Origin of the sequence: Pantoea sp. AN62 (assembly GCF_050432985.1) — a bacterium.
Classification (GTDB): domain Bacteria; phylum Pseudomonadota; class Gammaproteobacteria; order Enterobacterales; family Enterobacteriaceae; genus Pantoea; species Pantoea brenneri.
The window spans coordinates 1-18,876 of record NZ_JBNPYB010000017.1 but is presented as its reverse complement, the minus strand read 5'-3'; the positions used below and the strand labels follow the sequence as shown (position 1 = coordinate 18,876).

The 18,876-nt window shown below is 52.4% G+C and carries 19 protein-coding genes and 2 pseudogenes; 17 read left to right on the top strand and 4 right to left on the bottom strand.

Features of this window, described 5'->3' with window-relative positions; all coding sequences use genetic code 11:
- The first annotated feature begins 159 nt into the window (after positions 1 to 159).
- The 6 genes and pseudogenes from FHW04_RS18910 to FHW04_RS18885 form a co-directional block, all read left to right on the top strand.
- Positions 160 to 393 (top strand): KTSC domain-containing protein, encoded by a 234-nt coding sequence (locus tag FHW04_RS18910; RefSeq protein WP_089562121.1) that lies wholly within the window; start codon positions 160 to 162, stop codon positions 391 to 393.
- A gap of 521 nt (positions 394 to 914) precedes the next feature.
- Positions 915 to 1,376, top strand: a complete 462-nt coding sequence (locus FHW04_RS18905; protein ID WP_371601174.1) for a phospholipase D family protein — start codon at positions 915 to 917, stop codon at positions 1,374 to 1,376.
- Between the two features lie 132 nt (positions 1,377 to 1,508).
- Positions 1,509 to 2,570, top strand: coding sequence for a DUF1173 family protein (locus FHW04_RS18900; protein WP_227021965.1), 1,062 nt, complete (start codon positions 1,509 to 1,511; stop codon positions 2,568 to 2,570).
- Positions 2,527 to 2,853, top strand: coding sequence for a DUF1173 family protein (locus FHW04_RS18895; RefSeq protein ID WP_252867507.1), 327 nt, complete (start codon positions 2,527 to 2,529; stop codon positions 2,851 to 2,853). The genes FHW04_RS18900 and FHW04_RS18895 overlap by 44 nt, the downstream gene beginning before the upstream one ends.
- Before the next feature lie 221 nt (positions 2,854 to 3,074).
- Positions 3,075 to 3,332: a type II toxin-antitoxin system RelB/DinJ family antitoxin gene (locus FHW04_RS18890; protein WP_089562123.1), complete on the top strand. Its 258-nt coding sequence runs from the start codon at positions 3,075 to 3,077 to the stop codon at positions 3,330 to 3,332.
- Between the two features lie 52 nt (positions 3,333 to 3,384).
- A pseudogene (locus tag FHW04_RS18885) lies at positions 3,385 to 3,999 on the top strand (IS3 family transposase); the annotation flags it as partial.
- Positions 4,000 to 4,333: 334 nt separating this feature from the next.
- On the opposite strand, the gene FHW04_RS18880 reads toward FHW04_RS18885, so the two are convergent.
- Both FHW04_RS18880 and FHW04_RS18875 read right to left on the bottom strand, forming a co-directional pair.
- A complete protein-coding gene (locus FHW04_RS18880) occupies positions 4,334 to 4,693 on the bottom strand; it encodes a diacylglycerol kinase (RefSeq protein WP_089562126.1) in 360 nt (119 codons plus the stop codon).
- A 197-nt stretch (positions 4,694 to 4,890) separates the two neighbouring features.
- Entirely contained in the window at positions 4,891 to 6,015 is a 1,125-nt protein-coding gene (locus FHW04_RS18875) for an N-acetyltransferase (RefSeq protein WP_089562127.1), read from the bottom strand.
- Between the two features lie 640 nt (positions 6,016 to 6,655).
- Here FHW04_RS18875 and FHW04_RS18870 point away from each other — a divergent pair.
- Genes FHW04_RS18870 through spt form a run of 4 tightly spaced genes read left to right on the top strand, consistent with a single transcriptional unit; the run spans position 6,656 to position 10,753 of the window.
- Positions 6,656 to 8,389, top strand: a complete 1,734-nt coding sequence (locus FHW04_RS18870; protein ID WP_179420099.1) for a fatty acyl-AMP ligase — start codon at positions 6,656 to 6,658, stop codon at positions 8,387 to 8,389.
- A complete protein-coding gene (locus FHW04_RS18865) occupies positions 8,389 to 9,303 on the top strand; it encodes an NAD-dependent epimerase/dehydratase family protein (RefSeq protein ID WP_089562129.1) in 915 nt (304 codons plus the stop codon). The genes FHW04_RS18870 and FHW04_RS18865 overlap by 1 nt, the downstream gene beginning before the upstream one ends.
- Before the next feature lie 30 nt (positions 9,304 to 9,333).
- Positions 9,334 to 9,594 carry an acyl carrier protein gene (locus tag FHW04_RS18860; RefSeq protein WP_089562130.1) on the top strand — a complete coding sequence of 87 codons (261 nt, stop codon included), beginning with the start codon at positions 9,334 to 9,336 and terminating at the stop codon, positions 9,592 to 9,594.
- Positions 9,581 to 10,753: a serine palmitoyltransferase gene (gene spt, locus FHW04_RS18855; protein ID WP_089562131.1), complete on the top strand. Its 1,173-nt coding sequence runs from the start codon at positions 9,581 to 9,583 to the stop codon at positions 10,751 to 10,753. Before FHW04_RS18860 ends, spt begins: the two co-directional genes overlap by 14 nt.
- Positions 10,754 to 10,810: 57 nt before the next feature.
- On the opposite strand, the gene FHW04_RS18850 is transcribed toward spt, so the two are convergent.
- Entirely contained in the window at positions 10,811 to 11,545 is a 735-nt protein-coding gene (locus FHW04_RS18850) for an ATP-binding protein (RefSeq protein WP_089562132.1), read from the bottom strand.
- Positions 11,546 to 11,895: 350 nt separating this feature from the next.
- Here FHW04_RS18850 and FHW04_RS18845 point away from each other — a divergent pair, with 350 nt between their 5' ends.
- From FHW04_RS18845 to lptG, 7 genes are all read left to right on the top strand, one after another.
- Positions 11,896 to 12,654 carry a hypothetical protein gene (locus tag FHW04_RS18845; RefSeq protein WP_094106358.1) on the top strand — a complete coding sequence of 253 codons (759 nt, stop codon included), beginning with the start codon at positions 11,896 to 11,898 and terminating at the stop codon, positions 12,652 to 12,654.
- Complete coding sequence (locus FHW04_RS18840; RefSeq protein WP_179420100.1) at positions 12,638 to 13,384, top strand: hypothetical protein; 747 nt, start codon at positions 12,638 to 12,640, stop codon at positions 13,382 to 13,384. Before FHW04_RS18845 ends, FHW04_RS18840 begins: the two co-directional genes overlap by 17 nt.
- Entirely contained in the window at positions 13,384 to 14,727 is a 1,344-nt protein-coding gene (locus FHW04_RS18835; protein WP_089562133.1) for a lipopolysaccharide biosynthesis protein, read from the top strand. Before FHW04_RS18840 ends, FHW04_RS18835 begins: the two co-directional genes overlap by 1 nt.
- Complete coding sequence (locus tag FHW04_RS18830; RefSeq protein ID WP_089562134.1) at positions 14,720 to 15,553, top strand: hypothetical protein; 834 nt, start codon at positions 14,720 to 14,722, stop codon at positions 15,551 to 15,553. The genes FHW04_RS18835 and FHW04_RS18830 overlap by 8 nt, the downstream gene beginning before the upstream one ends.
- 11 nt (positions 15,554 to 15,564) lie before the next feature.
- Positions 15,565 to 16,128 carry a YtfJ family protein gene (locus FHW04_RS18825; protein WP_089562164.1) on the top strand — a complete coding sequence of 188 codons (564 nt, stop codon included), beginning with the start codon at positions 15,565 to 15,567 and terminating at the stop codon, positions 16,126 to 16,128.
- Between the two features lie 64 nt (positions 16,129 to 16,192).
- Positions 16,193 to 17,263: an LPS export ABC transporter permease LptF gene (gene lptF, locus FHW04_RS18820; RefSeq protein WP_089562135.1), complete on the top strand. Its 1,071-nt coding sequence runs from the start codon at positions 16,193 to 16,195 to the stop codon at positions 17,261 to 17,263.
- Positions 17,260 to 18,345 (top strand): LPS export ABC transporter permease LptG, encoded by a 1,086-nt coding sequence (lptG, locus tag FHW04_RS18815; protein WP_089562136.1) that lies wholly within the window; start codon positions 17,260 to 17,262, stop codon positions 18,343 to 18,345. Before lptF ends, lptG begins: the two co-directional genes overlap by 4 nt.
- Before the next feature lie 240 nt (positions 18,346 to 18,585).
- Here lptG and FHW04_RS18810 read toward each other — a convergent pair.
- Positions 18,586 to 18,675 (bottom strand): annotated as a pseudogene (locus FHW04_RS18810) (recombinase family protein); the annotation flags it as partial.
- Positions 18,676 to 18,876 lie beyond the last annotated feature (201 nt).

The following is an 18,876-nucleotide window of genomic DNA, read 5'->3' as shown; positions in this document are numbered from 1 at the left end:
CGGGGGCGGCTCATAATGACGGACTTGCAGCGGTTGAGCCGTGAGTAAACAGCATGATACATACCGTTCTGTTTTACCCTGAACTGGCATTCTGTACGGTTGCCCCACACTTTTACGATCAACGATCTCATTCATCAGGGACCTGCCCGGAAGAGCACCATGAACAGACATGACGTGACATCTGCGCTTTTCAGCAGCGCGGGATACGATGCGACCACAGGCGTGCTGGAACTGGAGTACCGGAACGGCGCGTGCCGGCGCTGGCTTGCCGTGCCGGCGAAGGAGTATCAGGCTTTCTGTGCGGCCGCAGACTGCGACACTTTTTTCAGGACCCGTATCGAGGGGCGCTACATCTCCCTGCGGGGCAGCCTCAGCCTGCGGCGTGACGTCTGAGGCCATCATCTGAGCATACGCGTCATAATTCTCCAGCGCCTGCTGGCGACTGTAGCGGACGGGCGCCCTGCGCTCAGCCCTTACTCTGTAGCCACAGCGGCGCTGCCGGGCTGAATCCGTCAGCGTGGCCTGCACCCACGCCCAGAACGCGCGGCCGGCGTGCGGCGTCACGCTGTAACCCGCCTTTTTCATGATCTTACGCGCGATGTTCTCACTCCACTGACTGATAAGTAAGAGCGCTCCGTTAATATCACCGCGAGACGTAAGAATATTTATTTCGTGAAATTCATTCATGTATATTTTCTCCCTGTTCACATACTGTTATCGGCAGGAGGAAATAAGTGATTAGCCTCTATTTGTTATATTTTGTTGCTGAGTGAATCTGAATTTGTTTATTGGTTTGCTGTCTGCATGGTAAGATATTTAATTGATTTTTCATGCGGGTAAAACCCTAGCGTAAATATATAACCAGAGTAACTCTATTATCAGTACTCCCATTTATACCCTGTGCATTGGCCACTGTGACGACAGGGTTCTCGCCCGGCGGCACCGCACTGAGCCTGATACTGCAGTTCACCGGCAGCGCGCGCCAGAGTATCGATGTGGCGGCCTATGACTTCACCAGCCGATCCGTAGCACAGGCCCTGTCGGCGACCGTAGCACGGGGCGTGACCGCACGGCTGGTTACTGATGAGAAGAAAAGCCGGGACCGCTGGTCGCTCGTCAGCGGGCTGGCCTGCACGGGTGTTCAGGTGCTCGTAAACGGCATGTACAGCATCATGCACAATAAATTCATTGTGGCTGACGGAGGCGCGGTTGAAACGGGTTCATTTAATTATACTTCGTCGGCTGAAAAAAGAAATGCAGAAAACGTGCTGGTTATTACGGGCGAGCCGGAAGCGGCACTCCGGTATCAGACGGAATTTAACCGGCTGTGGAATGAATCATCACCGGTAATCTGCCCGGCGGACAGGCTGAATTAAAAAAATCACGCAGGTATTATATTCCGTTGTCTGAAGTTTCATTATTACCTGCGATCAGTGTCGTGCAGTCCGGGCCCTGCCGGATCAGAACCGGCACAGCATGACGGCGTCACCGGGAGGGTGCTTATTATTATGGCGGCAAAGAAAACGTTTCCGGTGCGGTTCGCCGGCATGCGCGGTATGCGCGGTATGCGGGAGTGTGACGCAGACTTCCGTACGGATAAGCCGGAGCAGTGGCAGCGCTGGCTGAAGTATGCGCGGGATAATAAAGCCACTACGGTGGTGACCTGCCTGTGCCGCCCCCCGGATGAGGATGCCCAGTGCCGGCGCCTTAAGGTGCACCTCTCTCAGAAAACAGATCAGTGCTGGCTCGCTTCATGGGCGTTTTCCGGCCATGAGCACGCGCCGGACTGCCGCTTTTACTCCGTCTGGTCTGATGAAAGGCAGGCCGCTATTTATGCACCTGACGTCGTTAAGGCGACACCGGACGGGAGCATTGTCGTATGCCTACCCACCGGCCTGCACAAGAAATATATTCAGGACAAAAAACCGGATGCGATCCCGGTCAGCGCCGGCCCCGTTAAACGGCGCCGGCAGCCCTCTATGCGTCTGCTGGGGTTGCTGCACCTGCTCTGGGAGCAGTCCGGCATCAACGTCTGGTACCCCGCCTTTGACCGGAAGAAACGCTATCCGGGCTGGATCAGCTGGCGGCTTAATGAAACGGCCGCACGCGTACGTATCGGACAGGTGCCGCTGCAGCAGTCGCTGATGCTGATGGCCATGAAGGATTCGCCGCAGGTTACGCAGAACCGCCTGATTGCGAAGGACGCCGGCAGGGCGTCACGTCGCCTCATCCTGATCTCGCAGCTGGCCATCTGGAACGACGCGGCCGGTGAGCGGCTGCAGCATACGCTTCCGCTGGGGCTGTTTGCCGGTTTTCCGGCGCTGCAGCTGCCGGATGACGTCAGGGCCCGTCTCACACGGAGCTTTTCCCGCGAGCTGGGAGACTGGCGCCGCGGAGCTGGGAGACTGGCGCCGCGGAGCCCGGGTCATGGTTATCTGCGAAACCGAGCCGCCGGAAACGGTTTTTATCCGGAGAGACGGCCGCAACCTTCCGCGCAGCAGCTGCAGGATAATCGATGCGGCGCTGATGACCGTAAGCTCGCGCTACATTCCCCTGGACTCACGGTATGAGGGAATGGTTGAGGCGCGTCTGTGGCAGGAAAAGCGCGCGTTCAGCAAGCCGCTGCGCTACGACGGTGAAGAGGATGTTTTCCCGGACTTCGTGCTGACGGACGTCGCCGGCATGGAAGCCCTGCCGATGGAGGTGTTCGGCATGAACACCCCGGACTACCTGCAGCGTAAACAGGTCAAAACGGCCCTGTACGACAGAGAGTACGGGGCCGGCCGGTGGTGGCAGTGGGAGGCATCAGGGGACCCGGAAGGGATTGATATACCGGCCTTTCCGCCACGCTGAATAATGTTTGATACGGGCATGCATACGTCCTGGGTGGCCACTCTCTTTCCGACAGTTATTTTTCTCCAGTAACTGAAGCTGCATTACTGCATTTAATTGTGAAAGAACTTTTGATTTGTGGCTACGTTGTAGCTGCAATTGACGAAGTCGTCATTCGACAACCGACGACGATCTACTCCGTTTGAGTATTTCTTTCTTTGCTATGTATTGGAGCAACAAAAATGAACGCAGATGCAATGGTTAGAGCGCGTATTCCACAGGATACGAAAGATCGAGCTGTCGCTGCACTGGACAAGATGGGCCTCAGCACCTCGGACGTTATCCGCCTGGTTATGATGCGTGTCGCTGAAGAAGGCCGTCTGCCTTTTGAGGTTAAGACCCCTAACTCCGCGACTCGTCGCGCTATAGATGAACTGGAAAACGGTCGCGGTAAACGTTTCGAAACTGCCGACGCCCTGTTCAATGATATGGGGATCTGATGCTAACACTGGTACAAGCGAGTGCTTTTAAAAGAGATATAAAAAGACAGAAAAAACGCGGCAAGGATACCGCCGCGTACACGTGACGCTCAGACGGGAAGGCTGGCGCGATAACCACAAAAGGATTTACCGGCTTTACAGCGAGCAGGGGCTGTCGCTGCGCCTCAAACGGCCAAGGCGCAATAAATCTGCACAGCGCCGACAACCGCAGCCGCAGGGTCTGTATCCGAATCACGTCTGAGGCATGGATTTTGTCTCTGATGCGTTGTTTGACGGGCGACGGCTGCGCCTGCTGACGGTTATCGACCTGTACAACTGCGAATGCCTGGGGATCTGCGTGGGGCAGAATCTGCGTTCAACAGAAGTGGCAGAAATACTGAACAGCATAGCGCTCAGGCGTCCTTTGCCGCAGTTGCTGAAAACCGATAATGGTTCTAAATTTGCAGGAAAAATGCTGGACAGGTGGGTCTATGAAAGAGGGATAAGGATCGACTTCTCACGCCCGGGAACGCCAACGGACAACGCTACGGTCGAGTCCTTCAACGGCAGGTTGCGGCAGGAATGCCTGAACGAGAACTGGTTCATGTCTCTGGAGGATGCACGGTGCAAAATCGAGGCCTGGCGCATACACTATAACCAGATTCGTCCCCATTCTGCACTGGGCTGAATGACGCCCTGTGAATTTGCCGAAAAATCTGCCGGTTGCCAGAATATGCAGCCAGAATGAAGCCGGTTATTCCTGATTATGAATGGATCATATTCGGGGGCAGGGTAAGATGGATGCTCTACTAACCTTTTCATTTATTAATCGACATGGAGCATTTCACTTTTGTAGGTAGCCCAGTTGGTGATTTTGAACTTTTGTTTTGCCACGTGATATCTCTGCAGGATCAGGAGTGTCATGATCTGCTCCTGACTATGCCCAAAAGTTCTATTTATTCAACAAAGCCCACGAAAGCATACGATAAATGCTTTTTTTTGCGGTTTAAGCCTGGTAATCGCTAAAAGATAACGCTCAGCCAAATGATTATCGTCATAATCACTGCCACTAACTGTGCTGCACCACCAATATCTTTGGCTCGTTTGGATAGGGGATGGATCTCCAAAGAGATACGATCAACCACACTTTCAATGGCTGTATTCAATAATTCAACGATCAGCAAAATAAAGCAGGTTGCAATTAACAGCAGCCGTCCTGTTTTAGTGATGTCCAGAAAAAATGTAATGATTAGTAAGAATGTATTAATGATAATGAGTTGGCGAAAAGCATCTTCGGTGAAGATGGCATCTTTCAAACCTTCCCAGGAATTATTGACGCTGCTGATGAAGCGATTGATGCCTTTTTTCTTTTCAAAGGACATGCGTTTACTCTTATAAATGAGTTTGAATTAACCGACCCAATTAATAACGTCAGGTGAGTTATCACGGTCTTTTAATGATTAATTATTTTAATTAATCATCTCGCGCCGATATTCACTTACAGTACAGTGCCACATGGCCGGCTGCGGGTAAGCAAAACCGCCGCGAGAGTCGACGGTAAATAGTGTCTGCAGATGGCTCAGAGCGTCTTTTCAAACAGGCGATAGCGCTTATAAGGTACCGCACCAATGCGCTCCAGAATCGTTCGCATGCCAGTGTTGGATTCCAGGATCCACGACATCTCCAACGCATCAATATTGCGTTTTGCAAAGGGATCTCGTAACGCCTCAATCAGCAACAGCGCCATAATTGGCCCCATCCGACTGAACTGAAAATCGTGACGAACCCCCATTAATGGCACCCGCGCAGTGCGCACGCCACTCACCTTCAGTCTCCACAACAGTTTTGCCCAGCCGAAGGGGAATAAACGGCCTTCTAACCCTTCAATAGCCTCGTTAATATTCGGCAGGCCAACGATAAATGCGCAGGGCACCGAATCCACTTCGGCGATATAAATCATGTCGTCAGGAACCAGATATTTCAACTGATCGCCCATGGTGGCGAATTCGTGTTCCGTGAAGGGCACAAACCCCCAGTTATTCTGCCAACCGGAGTTGAAGATTTCCCGCAGCACCTGCATTTCTTCGGCAAACTTCTTACGATTAAGGCGACGAATGCTCACCTTTTTTCTCATCTGAGACATCAGCTTAGTCAGCGAAGGTTCAAAATGCAGGTCGGTGCGTTTCATCCAATAGGCCAACAGATCAATGCCTTGTGAATAGCCTTGCTGTTCAAGGTAATTAGCGTAATAGGGTTTGCCGTGCGTCATCAGAGCAGAAGGCGGCGTATCAAATCCCTCGATTAATAAGCCGCTTTCCTGGTTGATATTCATGCTGAAAGGGCCGGTTATCTTTACTGCCCCTTTGGACTTCAGCCAGACTTCGGCGGCCGCAAATAACGCCTCGAAAACCGCCGGATCGTCAATCGCATCAATCATGCCGAAATGCCCGGTATCCTGGCCATAACGTTCACGATGCAGACTGTCGATTTGCGCAGTAATTCTCCCGACAACCTTACCCTCTTTTTTCGCCAGAAAAGCCTGCCACTCAATATGTTCAACGCTTGGGTTTTTCTTTGAAAGATGCTCCTCACGCTCAATAAACAGCGGATCAATCCAGTTGGGATCGTCGCGATACAGTGAGGAGGGAAAAGCGATAAATGCCTTCAGATCGCGCTTCTCAGCGACTTTTTCAATGTGAATCATAAAAAACCTTTAATTGTTTCCGTCTGTTCGAAGAAGCCCGTGGCTATCTGTCAGGCAATATTGAGTTCTTAACGCGATGAATAAACAGAACTGAATGCTGATGCGTTTGATGGCAAAAGCATTATTTGTTAATAAAAGTTTGGCTTCCTACGGGTAACTTTAAATTTAAACATTACGTGCTGCAGTGATTATTGGCAAAGTACTTCCGCAACAGGCTAAGCAATTTATTCTTTACTCTTTCGTTCTATTAGTTTTGTAAAGACCTTTGACCCTTTGCAGTCTACTGATTTTCTTTTTCTGACGTGAAGCTATTTTTTATCACTTAATGCTTTTGTCATAATCATCGTGAATCAGCTATTCACTTTTAACCTGCTTCCGGCTACTGTTTATGAAGTGTTTAAGTTCAGTAATGAACATGTGAAGGTGCTGGAATATACCCTGGCATCGTGAATATGAATGCCAGTGAGACTCTTTTTCTTTAGTAATGGGTGGTTTGCGAATGCAAAACTGCCTGCGAAGCTAATGGCGGAATAAAAAAGAGTTAAATAACGGATTATAAAAAATTTCATAATAAAACTTCAACTCTCTCGCCAACCCTGCCTGTCGCATTTGGTGATTTGAATCTATGGCTGATTTGTCTATGTCTGAAACACGCTCAACTCACTCTCTTCCTATGCGCTATGCCGATTTTGGCTCTCTGGTGGAGGCGTTAGATTACGCCGCCCAAGGGAGCACTGGAATGAACTTCTACGACCGGCGTAATCAACTGCTTTCCGTACTGGAATACCGGACGCTGAAAGAGCGGGCGATAAGTGGCGCTCGTCGTCTGCTGTCGCTGGATCTGAAAAAGGGCGACCGCGTTGCGCTAATCGCAGAGACCAGTGTCGGTTTTGTTGAAGCGTTCTTTGCCTGCCAGTATGGCGGTCTGGTCGCGGTCCCACTGGCCATTCCGATGGGTATCGGGCAGCGTGCTTCGTATGTCACCAAGCTGAAAGGATTGATTTCCAGTTGCGCACCGGCGGCGATTATCAGCAGTGAAGAGTGGGTGCCGTTAATCAGCTCAGCCACAGAGAATGCACCGCCTCCGCATATTCTCAGCAATGCCGAATTCAATGCCTTGCCGGAACGGGATATTGCGCTCGACAAACCTGCAGCCGATGATATTGCCTACCTGCAATATACCTCCGGCAGCACCCGTTTCCCGCGCGGGGTGATTATTACCCAGCGTTCGGTGATGGCGAATCTGCAGGTTATCAGCCATGACGGAATCAGATTACGCGCTGGCGACCGCTGCGTTTCTTGGCTGCCGTTCTATCACGATATGGGGCTGGTCGGTTTCCTGCTAACGCCAGTGGCGACGCAGCTTTCCGTCGATTATCTGCGGACGCAAGATTTCGCCATGCGGCCTTTGCAGTGGTTGAAACTGATCGACAAAAATCGTGGCACGGTGACTGTCGCGCCGCCTTTTGGCTACGATTTGTGCCTGCGACGCAGCAACATGAAGGAGATGGCCGGGCTGGACCTTTCCAGCTGGCGCGTTGCGGGTGTGGGCGCGGAACCTATTCCTGCCGAATTACTTAAGCAGTTCGGTGAGCATTTCAGCGAACTCAACTTTAATTCTAACGCTTTTATGCCTTGCTACGGCTTAGCTGAAAACACCCTCGCGGTCAGTTTCTCGGAAGAGAACGCCGGTGCGCAAATTCATGAGATCGACCGTGAAGTGCTGGAATATGAAGGCCGGGCCGTCGCGCCAGGCAAAAATACGCTGGCCACCTCATCCTTTGTGAATTGCGGCAGAGCCTTGCCGGGACATCGCATCGATATTCGTAGTGAAAACGGAACGACGTTGCCGGAACATCAGGTTGGGCATATTTATATTTCAGGCCCCAGCCTGATGAACGGTTATTTCCGTGACGATGTCTCGCAGCAAATGATCAAGGTGACGGGCTGGATGGATACCGGCGATTTGGGTTATCTGTCGGGCGGAAACCTTTACGTCACCGGCCGCAAGAAAGACTTAATTATTATTCGTGGCCGTAATATCTGGCCGCAGGATATTGAATACGTTGCCGAAGCGGAGCCGGAAATTCGCGCCGGCGATGCAATTGCTTTTGTTACCGAGGAGCACGGCGAGGGCGCCAGAATTATTTTGCAGATCCAGTGCAGGATCGGTTCTGAAGAACGCCGTGAGCAGATTGTTCACTCGCTGTCGGCCAGCATTCAAAGCGAATTCGGCGTGGCGGTGGATATCGAACTTCTGCCGCCTCATAGCATTCCACGCACATCGTCAGGGAAACCTGCGCGCGCTGAAGCGAAAAAACGCTGGTTATCTGCAACACTCTATCCGGCGGTGCAACTGGCAGGGCTGGCCTGATGAGCACCACGGTAGCAGTGACGGGCGCAACGGGTTTCATTGGTAAACACATCGTCGGGAATCTGCTGTCGCGAGGCTTCAAGGTGCGGGCCTTAACCCGCACGCCGCAACCCTCCACCGATGACAATCTGGTGTGGATCCAGGGCTCGCTGGAAGATCAGTCTTCACTTTGGAAGCTGTTGCGCGGGGCGACCTGCGTTGTGCATTGTGCAGGGCAGGTACGGGGCAGTTCGCAAGACATCTTCACCCAATGCAACGTTAACGGCAGCGTCGGCCTGATGCAGGCTGCTCGGTTAAGCGGCAGCTGTAAGCGATTCCTGTTCCTGTCATCTCTGGCTGCCCGCCATCCTCAACTGTCCTGGTATGCGCGTTCAAAATTTGTCGCCGAGCGCGAGCTGATTTCGATGGCCGTAGGCATGTCTCTGGGCATATTTCGCCCGACGGCGGTTTACGGGCCTGGTGATAAAGAGCTGAAACCGGTTTTCGACTGGCTGTTACGCGGTGTGCTTCCCCGGCTGGGCTCACCAGAGGCGAAGCTGTCGTTTCTGCACGTTAGCGATCTTGCCGAAGCCGTCAGCCAGTGGCTGGTTTCCGACGTGCCGGAAACGCAAACCTGCGAACTCTGTGATGGCGTGCAGGGCGGATACAACTGGCTGCGATTGAAGGCGATCGGTTCGGCGGTACGCGGAGGCCCGGTGCGGTTGCTGGGCGTGCCGTTGCCAGCGCTTAAGTTCTTTGCCGACGTCAGTATGTTGTGGAATCGGCTGGCCAGAAAAGAGCCGATGCTGACGCACAGCAAAATCCGCGAATTAACTCATCAGGACTGGTCGGCAAGCAACACATCTTTATCCGAAACCATTCACTGGCTTCCAGAGGTCAGTCTGGAACGCGCGCTGCGTGAAAGACTGTTTTAATTCTTACGAGTAGAGGTTTTCAACGTTCTTATGCTAAATCGCGATGAAGTGATGGATTATATTCTTACCTGCTTAAAGGACATCGTTAAGGGCGGGGTGGATGTCAGGCCGGACAGCGATCTCGTCAACGATCTTGGCCTAGAATCCATCAGAGTGCTGGATTTGCTGATGATGCTGGAAGACAAACTGGATATTTCTATTCCGATTAATATTCTGCTGGATGTCAGAACGCCTGAGCAACTGCTTGTCGCGCTGCAACCTCACCTGGAGAGCGCCAATGGGCCTGTATGATAAGTTTTCACGCCTCGCGGGAGAGCGTGAGCAATTCCAGAGGTCCGGACTGAATCCTTTTGGAACCTGTATCGATGAGATTTACTCCGCGACGGAAGGGCGCATCGGTGACCAGAAAATTGTGCTGGCCGGAACTAATAATTACCTTGGACTAACCTTTGATGCGCAGGCCATTGCTGACGGCCAGGCCGCTTTAGCCCTGCAGGGAACCGGCACCACCGGCTCGCGTATGGCAAACGGCAGCTATGGTTCACACCTTGCACTGGAGCAGGAGCTGGCGACCTTTTTCAACCGCCCTTGTGCCATCGTATTCTCCACGGGCTATACCGCTAACCTCGCCGTCATCAGCACCCTTGCGGGCCCTGGCGCGGTGGTGCTGATTGATGCCGACAGCCACGCCAGTATTTATGATGCCTGTGCGTTGGGCGGCGCTGAAATTATCCGTTTCCGTCACAACGATGCTAACGATCTGGAACGCCGGATGGTCCGTCTGGGCAAACGGGCAAAAGAGGCGATCATCATCGTCGAAGGCATTTACAGCATGCTCGGCGACGTGGCCCCACTGGTGGAAATTGTCGATATCAAGCGCCGGTTTGGCGGGTATTTGCTGGTCGACGAAGCCCATTCCTTCGGCGTGATGGGCGAAAACGGTCGCGGTCTGGCCGAAGAGTTGGGTGTGGAAGAAGAGGTCGATATTATCCTCGGCACCTTCAGCAAAAGCCTGGCCTCGATTGGTGGCTTTGCCGTGGGCAGTAAAGCCATTGACGTGCTGCGCTACAGCAGTCGCCCCTATATTTTCACCGCGTCACCTTCGCCATCCAGCATTGCTTCGGTGCGTGCCTCCCTGCAGAAAATCGCCCAGCAGCCTGAATTACGCAAAAAACTCTGGAGCAATGCCAACCGACTTTATAACGGGCTGGCGCAGATTGGTTATGAGCTGGGGCCACGGATCAGTCCGGTGGTGCCGGTGATGATTGGCTCGAAAGAAGATGGCCTGAATTTCTGGCGTGATCTGATAAGCAAAGGGGTCTACGTCAACCTGGTTCTGCCGCCGGCGGCGCCGTCTGGCGTCACGCTGCTGCGCTGTAGCGTCAATGCGGCACACAGTGATGAAGAGATCGATAAAATCATTCAGGCGTTTGCGGAACTGAAAAAGTAACCGCGCATTCCCTGCTCATACGTGTCATGAGCAGGGAATGCAGGATGAAAGCGGAGGTTATTGCGAGTGGGCGACCGACTCACCTTCATAAACCGGCTCATAACCCTGGGCGGCCATGAATTCAGCGATAGCTTTTTCCGCCGCTGCAATCACCTGATCGACAGGTTTATTGGCATCAATATTAACCAGCTGTGCGCCTTCAAAAGTCAGTAGCGGTGTGGCAGCCACTTTTTTGCTGAGTTGTTCACGGCGGTGATCGGGCTTACGTGCGCAGGCCACATCGAGATCAACATTCAGTTTGATCACCAGGTCCGGCTTATGTGCGGCCATCCAGCTGAAGGCAAAACGCTCGCGCCCGGCCATCCATTTTACCAGGCCGTTGCCTTTGGTGTCTGGCGGGAACACCGTTCCGTCATAGGCACCGGGAATTTGCGCCTGAGGAAAACGGTCGGTCAATACCATCAGCCCTTGTCGACGATAAGCCAGCATGCGGCGAAAACGTAATAAACGGCGAACGACAAAGGTCATGATCACCACCGACGGCAACAGACCCAGTTTGGTCTTTTTCGTTTTGACTTTTTTGGTATTGCGCTCGATAGCGCGTTCGAAGGATTTGCCAATTAATGGCAGTTGTGAAACGGCGCGTCCGACATTACCGGCCTGTTTACCGAGGTGAACCCTTACAGCAGGACCATATTTTTTGACATGGACAATCAGATGTTCGCAGACAGTCGACTTTCCGGAGCCATCACTGCCAATTACCGCAATAAGCGGCGGGAGTCTGGAGGTCATAATACTTTGCTCTTTATCAACACTGAATGAAATGTACCATTTTGACCGCAAGAAGTCGTTAGCGCACCATGGCTATAAAATGCTAATTGCTGACAATCCGGGCTATGGAAAATTAAATCAGGTGGTTGCATTTTACTGAGTTATTTATTCTGCGGGTGAGCGGTTAAATATAGGTCGCCGGGCATGATTTTGTGAATTTTAGAGCACGAAATAATAAGAAAAATAGCGTGAAAAGATGGTTGAGATGCTCGCTTAGCCGGTATTTAACAATACCTGCTACCCGGTGATAAATGACTTGAACCCATAGAGGAACAGAATAAAATGGTTTTTTTACCTGTGGATAGCTTGTTGTGCGCCAGAAAATAAACTCCCAGTCGCGTTATTCCCCGGTGCGCGTAATCGCTATTACAGGTTGTGATGGTTCCGGAAAATCGACGTTAGCTGCCAGTCTGGTTAAGCACTTCTCTTCGCAACAGCCGACGGAATTTCTCTATCTCGGTCAGTCATCAGGATTGATAGGAAAGTGGATCGCCGATCTGCCAATCATTGGTAAGCCATTTGGCCGCTATTTGCTGAAGAAATCCGATCGCGTTCACCAGCGTCCTTTCACGCCTCCCGGCAATATTACCGCGCTGGTGATTTTTCTGCTCTCTTTCTGGCGTGCTTATAAGTTCTGGAAATTGCTAAGGAAAAACCGCCCGGGTCAGTTGCTGATCGCCGACCGCTACCCGCAGGCCGAAGTGCCGGGCTTCCGTTTTGATGGACCGCAGTTGGCCAAAACCCACGGCGGAAATCGCTGGATTGGCTGGCTCAGGAATAAAGAGCAAAAGCTCTATCAATGGATGGCCTCATATCCGCCATTATTATTAATCCGTCTGGATATTGATGCGCAGACCGCACATGCCCGCAAACCCGATCATTCGCTCGCCGCGCTGCACGAGAAAATTGCCGTTATTCCTCATCTGAACTTCAATGGCGCAACCATTCTCGATCTCGATGGCAGAGAGCCGGAGAATAAAATTCTGAATGAATCATTACGTGCGATTCAGGCCTCATTAACCTATTCAGAGACAGAGTTATTTCATGACCATCATGCTGAAGAAAATTAATACCGAGCGTGCAGAAGATGACGTGGACGAGTCTTCTTCCTGTATCCTGGGGCTTGTTGCGGTTGTCGGCAGTGACGGTACCGGAAAATCGACGCTGACGGCTGATTTAGTCAGAAATTTGCAAAAGCAAAGGGTAACGGAACGCCGTTATTTAGGCCTGATATCCGGTGAGGATGGCGATAAAATTAAACGCTTACCGGTTATTGGTGTCTGGCTTGAACGTCGATTGGCGGCGAAATCAGATAAAACGCAGCGCATGAGTAATAAGCCTCCGGCACTGTGGGCGGCTCTGATCATGTACGGTTTTTCATTGTGGCGTTCGTCTAATTTACAGAAAGCGATCCGCCTGGCGCAGAGCGGCGTATTGGTGATCAGCGATCGTTATCCTCAGGCTGAAATATCGGGTTTTTATTATGATGGTCCCGGCATTGGCGTGGAACGGGCAAAAGGCAGGTTAATGAGCCGACTGGCCGAAAGTGAAAGACGCTTATATCAGCAGATGGCGTTGATTCGTCCGCAGCTTATTTTGCGTCTGGATATTGATGTGGATACCGCCTATGCGCGTAAACCGGACCACAGTTATGAAGAGTTAGAAGATAAAATTTCTGCCATGGTCAGAATTCAGTACAACGGTTCGCGCATTATCGAACTGGATGCCCGCGCGCCTTACGATGAAGTGCTGGCGAAAGCGATGGATTCGATCACGGCTGTTGCCGCCGGTTCCACATAATGAAGCACTGGTTTAAGGATGGCGCCTTTCGCACGATGTTGAAAAACGCCGCTTATCTCGGATCCGGCAGTGTGGCAAGTGCCTTGCTGGGCCTGGTGGCGCTTTCCTGTGCCGGCAAAGGCATGTCCACAGAAATGTTTGGCGTACTGGTGGTTATTCAGGCCTATACCAAAGCGGTCAGTGATTTAATTAAGTTCCAGACCTGGCAATTCGTGGTGCAATTCGGCACCCCGGCACTGGAAGGCAAGAATATCTCCCGCTTCCGCGACGTGATTTCATTCTCCTTCGGGCTCGATATCCTCAGTAGCGTCGTGGCTGTATTGGGTGGAATGGCGCTGCTGCCTTTTCTTTCTCACTCGCTGGGTCTGGATACTCACAGCCTCTGGCTTGCGGTGCTTTACTGCACGTTGATTCCGTCGATGACCTCGTCCACGCCGACCGGTATTTTGCGGGCATTCAACCGTTTCGACTTAATTGCCGTGCAGCAGGCGATTAAGCCGTTCCTGCAGGCGGTCGGCAGTCTCTTCTGCTTCTATTTCGAGCTGGGTTTCCCCGGCTTTATTATTACCTGGTATGTTTCCAACCTGATTGGTGGCACGCTGTTTTGGTGGTTCGCCGCGCGCGAGTTGCGTTCCAGAGAGATTCATAATGCGTTAACTCCCCGACTGATGAAGACCGCTCGCCGAATTGAAGGCGCGTGGGACTTTGTCTGGACGACCAATTTCGCCCATACGATTTGGGCGGCCCGAAATTCCTGCAGCACGGTGTTGGTTGGCATCGTTTTAGGTCCGGCGGCAGCCGGCCTGTTTAAAATTGCGCTGACCTTCTTTGATGCCACCGGCACGCCGGCCAAGCTGATGGAGAAAAGCTTTTACCCTGAAATCATGCGCCTCGATCCGCGCACCAGCAAGCCGTGGCAGCTCGGCCTGCGCTCAGCACTGTTTGCCGGTGGAATCGGGGTGGCGGTGGCGGTGCTGGTATTGATCGTCGGCAAGCCGCTTATTTCCGTGGTCTTCGGCTATAAATATTTGCAGGCCTATGATCTGATGCAAATTATGCTCGGCGCGATCATCGTTTCTATGCTGGGCTTCCCGCAGGAATCCTTACTGTTTATGGCGGGCAAGCAGCGGGCATTCCTGATTGTGCAGACGATTTCTTCGGCCTGTTATATTGCGCTGCTGATCGGTATGTCACACTTTTTCGGCGTTCAGGGCGCGGCGTTTGCCTATTTTGGTGGGCAATCCTTAGACGTATTATTAACGATGATCCCAACGTTACATGCCTGGCGTCATCGCAATGCCCTGCGGTTTACCCTCCCTCAAGAGAGCCAACAAAATGGATAATAGCTGGAAGAAATTTCCTGTAGAAACCACGGAGTTATTATTTGCCGCGGTGGAAGAGGATGACATCATTGACGCGAATTTCAGTCTGCCGCAGCAGATAGCTTTGCCGTGCTCTCAGGAAGGACTGCGAAATAACTATGCGCTCTGCCTGCAATTTTGGGAGGACGGCTTCACCCGTGAGGAATTGCTGGGTCTGGTTAATGATTTCCTCCGGGGACGTGAAATTTCGGCGTCGACGCGTTTACGCTACAAATATATTCGCGCGCGCTATAAGCATTTACGTTTTGCTCAGCGCCTGTACGGCAAAAAACATCAGTCGGGCCATCTGTTCCATCTGACCACCGTGCTTCTTGGCCACTTCCAGGATGCCTTCCGTAATGGCAATAAAAAGAACCTGAATCTCTACGGCAATATTCTGCGGGTGTTCCTCAGCAAGCCGATCTGGTCACAGGTCAGCTATGGCCTGCGTCATTTTGAGTTAGAAACCGAAAGCGGATTTATTGCTTATCGTCAGGATCAGTTACGGCAACTGCAAACGTTGATTGCGAACCCAATGCTGACCGGCAAGGAGTTTCACGACGTCCGCAAAATTGTCAGTCAGCAGGTTTCCTTTTACGACACCCTCAGATCCCTCGATCCTGGTAACGTCGAAGCGCGGAAAATTTCCCGCTTTATGGCCGCGATTAACGGGCTGATGGGTGACCGGCATGATGTGATGGTGGCCGACAAGCTGTCTGGCGGTAAATCTTACGACGCGCCTGCGGTGTTGGATATCGATATCCGCCATCGGCTGGAATCTTTACTCGCCAGGTTTCACGCGCAGTGATCAAGGCCGGGATGCTGAGCAAGCTGCTGACCCTAGTATTGCTGCTGCTGCCATTGGCGACCTCCGCCCATAACTTTGTTTATGGCCAACCCGTTGCGCCCGTGGCTATCGCCGACCGTGGGGAATTGATCCTCAGGGAAGGGAAATTTAGCTATCAAAACTGGAACAGCGGTGAACTGGCGGGAAAAGTGCGGGTTGTGCAGTACATCGCGGGCCGTACGTCGGCGAAAAAGAAGAACTCGCTGCTGATCACCGCCGTTAAAGAGGCGCAATTTCCCGAGGATCGCTTCCAGCCCACCACCATCGTCAACACCGATGATGCCATCCCCGGCTCCGGTTTCTTCGTCCGCGGGAAGATTGAGAAGAACAAAATGAATTATCCCTGGGCACAATTCGTTGTCGACAGCGACGGCATCGGGCGGAAAACCTGGCAGCTCCCTGAAGAGAACTCCACCATTTTAGTGCTCGATCGGCAAGGGTGCGTGCGCTGGGCCAAGGATGGGTCGCTGAGCCCGACCGAAGTCAGCGATGTGATCGGCCTGGTGCAAAAGCTGATCGGCAGCGACCAATCATGATGTGCAATCTGACGATGAGCCCTGTTGAGAAAAGCGGCTGGCCTGGCGCGAAAGGAGTACCGTTGTGTCGCTGATTGAACGCTATATCACGGTTGAAATTCGTCGGCTGGTGATGGTTATCGTCGGTTTTCTGGTGGTGATGTTCGCCAGTTATTCCGCACAGCGTTACCTGACCGATGCGGCCAATGGCACGCTTGCACTGCAGGTGGTGTTTGATGTCGTCTGCTACAAGGTATTGATTGCGCTCGAGATGCTGCTGCCGGTCGGACTGTATGTTGCCACGGCCGTCGCGCTGGGCCAGCTCTACACCGACTCTGAGATCACCGCAATCTTCGCGGCCGGTTCCAGCCCGGTTCGCTTGTATAAAGCAGTGATGTTTCTAGCCGTTCCCCTGGCGGTAGTGGTGACGCTGCTGTCTCTTTACGGCCGTCCGTGGGCGTATGGCAACATTTATCAGCTGGAGCAACAGTCGCAGTCGGTGCTGGATGTCAGCCATTTACAGGCCAATAAATTTAACGTCAATAGCAGCGGCAGAATGGTGATGGCCAGCCGTATCGATCCCGCCAGCCATCAGCTTACCGATGCGTTGATTTATTCCCGCTCCGGGAAAAATACCAACCTGTACCGGGCGCATTCGGTAGTGGTCACCGATCCTTCCCTGGCCACTCCCAGCGTCAACCTGAAGGACGGCACGGCGTATGTGCTGAATCGCGAGGGGGAACAGGACAATATGCAGAACTACCACAGTCTCAATATCGCGTTGAAACCCTTTATTGAAAGTCAGGAAGTCAGGCGTAAGTCGGCTCCCGTGGCCGATTTAAGGCGGTCGTCGGATCCGCCGGACAAAGCAGAGCTGCAGTGGCGGGAAAGCCGCGGCCTCAGCACCTTGCTGATGGTGCTGTTAGCCATACCGCTCAGCCGCACCAAACCGCGACAGGGGCGTTACGCCACCTTGCTGCCGCTGACGCTGCTGTTTACCGCCATTTTTTATGGTGGCAACGTCTGCCGCACGCTGGTAGCCAACGGCTCGCTGCCAGCCATCCCCGGCGTGTGGCTGGTTCCGCTGCTGATGCTGATTGGCCTGGCCTGCTGTATTGCGCGCGATTTCTCTCTGCTGCGGAAATTCTCCCGATGACTATCTTTAGCCGCTATCTGATGCGGAATATATTTATCGGATTTGCTGCGGCCGCCGGTTTGCTGATCCCGCTTTTTACCACCTTCAACCTGATCAACGAACTGGATGATGTAGCGCCGGGCGGTTACCGCTGGACGCAGGCGCTGCTGGTCGTGGTGATGACCTTACCGCGCAGTCTGGTGAATCTTGCGCCTTTTATTGCTTTACTTGGCGGCATTGTCGGGCTGGGACAGCTATCCAAAAGCCTGGAACTTACCGCTATCCGCACCGCCGGGTTTTCGATCTCCCGCATTGCGCGGGTGATTTTCTGCGCCGGGTTGGTGATGACTCTGACGCTCAGTGCGGTAGATGAGTGGGTAGCCGCTCCGATGCAACAGCGGGCGTTGCAGATAAAAAATGTCGCGATGGCAAAAGCAGAAAGTGACTCAGACGTCGGCAATGCGATGTGGGCGAGGAGTCAGGATGACTTTGTGACGGTGCAATCGTTGGATAATCGTAACCAGCCCGTGGGGATCGAGATCTTCAGCTGGCATCACGACCTGACGTTGAAGTCCTATATTTTTGCGCAGAGCGCGACCATCGCCGGAAAGGGAATATGGACGCTCCGCGACGTCACCGAAAAGCGCTGGGATAAGCAGCAGGAAACCGTCACTAACCTGCCAGAAATGCAGTGGTATTCGCTGTTTTCGGGTGAAGATTTGAAGAGGCTCACGTTACCCGCAGAAAGCTTCTCAGCCCGACAGCTCGCTGACTATATTGTCTATCTGCACAGAACCGGGCAGCCAAGCTTGGAGTATGAAAGTGCCTTATGGCAGAAAGTGGGGCGGCCCATTTTGATTCTGGCGATGATCCTGCTGGCTGTTCCCTTCACCTTCAGCACGCCGCGTGCGCCAGGGTTGGGAAGTCGTTTAGCGCTGGGGGTAATCGTCGGGCTGGTGACCTGGATTGTTTACCAGATCTTTCTTAACCTCGGGATTTTGTTCTCAATCAATGCCCAGCTAACCACGCTAGTACCGCCGGTATTATTGCTGGGACTGGCGGTTGGGTTCATCTATCGCTTTGATCGATGGCTAAAGTATTAGGTGGTGGGGGAGGAGATTTACAGTATCAAATTTGGGGATTCAATAACGATGCGGTTACGCATCTTAAGGCCATTTTTAAATTTATAAGTTTGGGTTAACAGATCAGTCATTGTATCCTCAATTTTTAAATTTCAGGTGCTTGAGACACTTTTGCAAAGACTTACTTCGTCAGGTTTTGATTCAGCAAGTTACTATCGATATCACCGGTACGGGAATTTGAACCGGCTTCAACATTTGGCAGCGCATCTGAACGAACTGCTTCAGCATATCTTTTGCCCGATCGGCGAACTGATCTTCCGTCGATGCCCTTAAATAAGCTCTGGTGAACATTTTTTCACCACATTATCGCATATAGGTTATGTCATTCATTGTGTGGCGTCGGGGTGTACCCTTATGCGATAAGCATTTTTGTTAAAAATTCCGCATCAAATAATTCATGAGGGAAACTATATGGCAAGGAGGCAGATTCTTTCTCTGTCGGAAAGAGAATCATTACTGGCATTACCGGACGATGAGTTAACGCTGACCCGA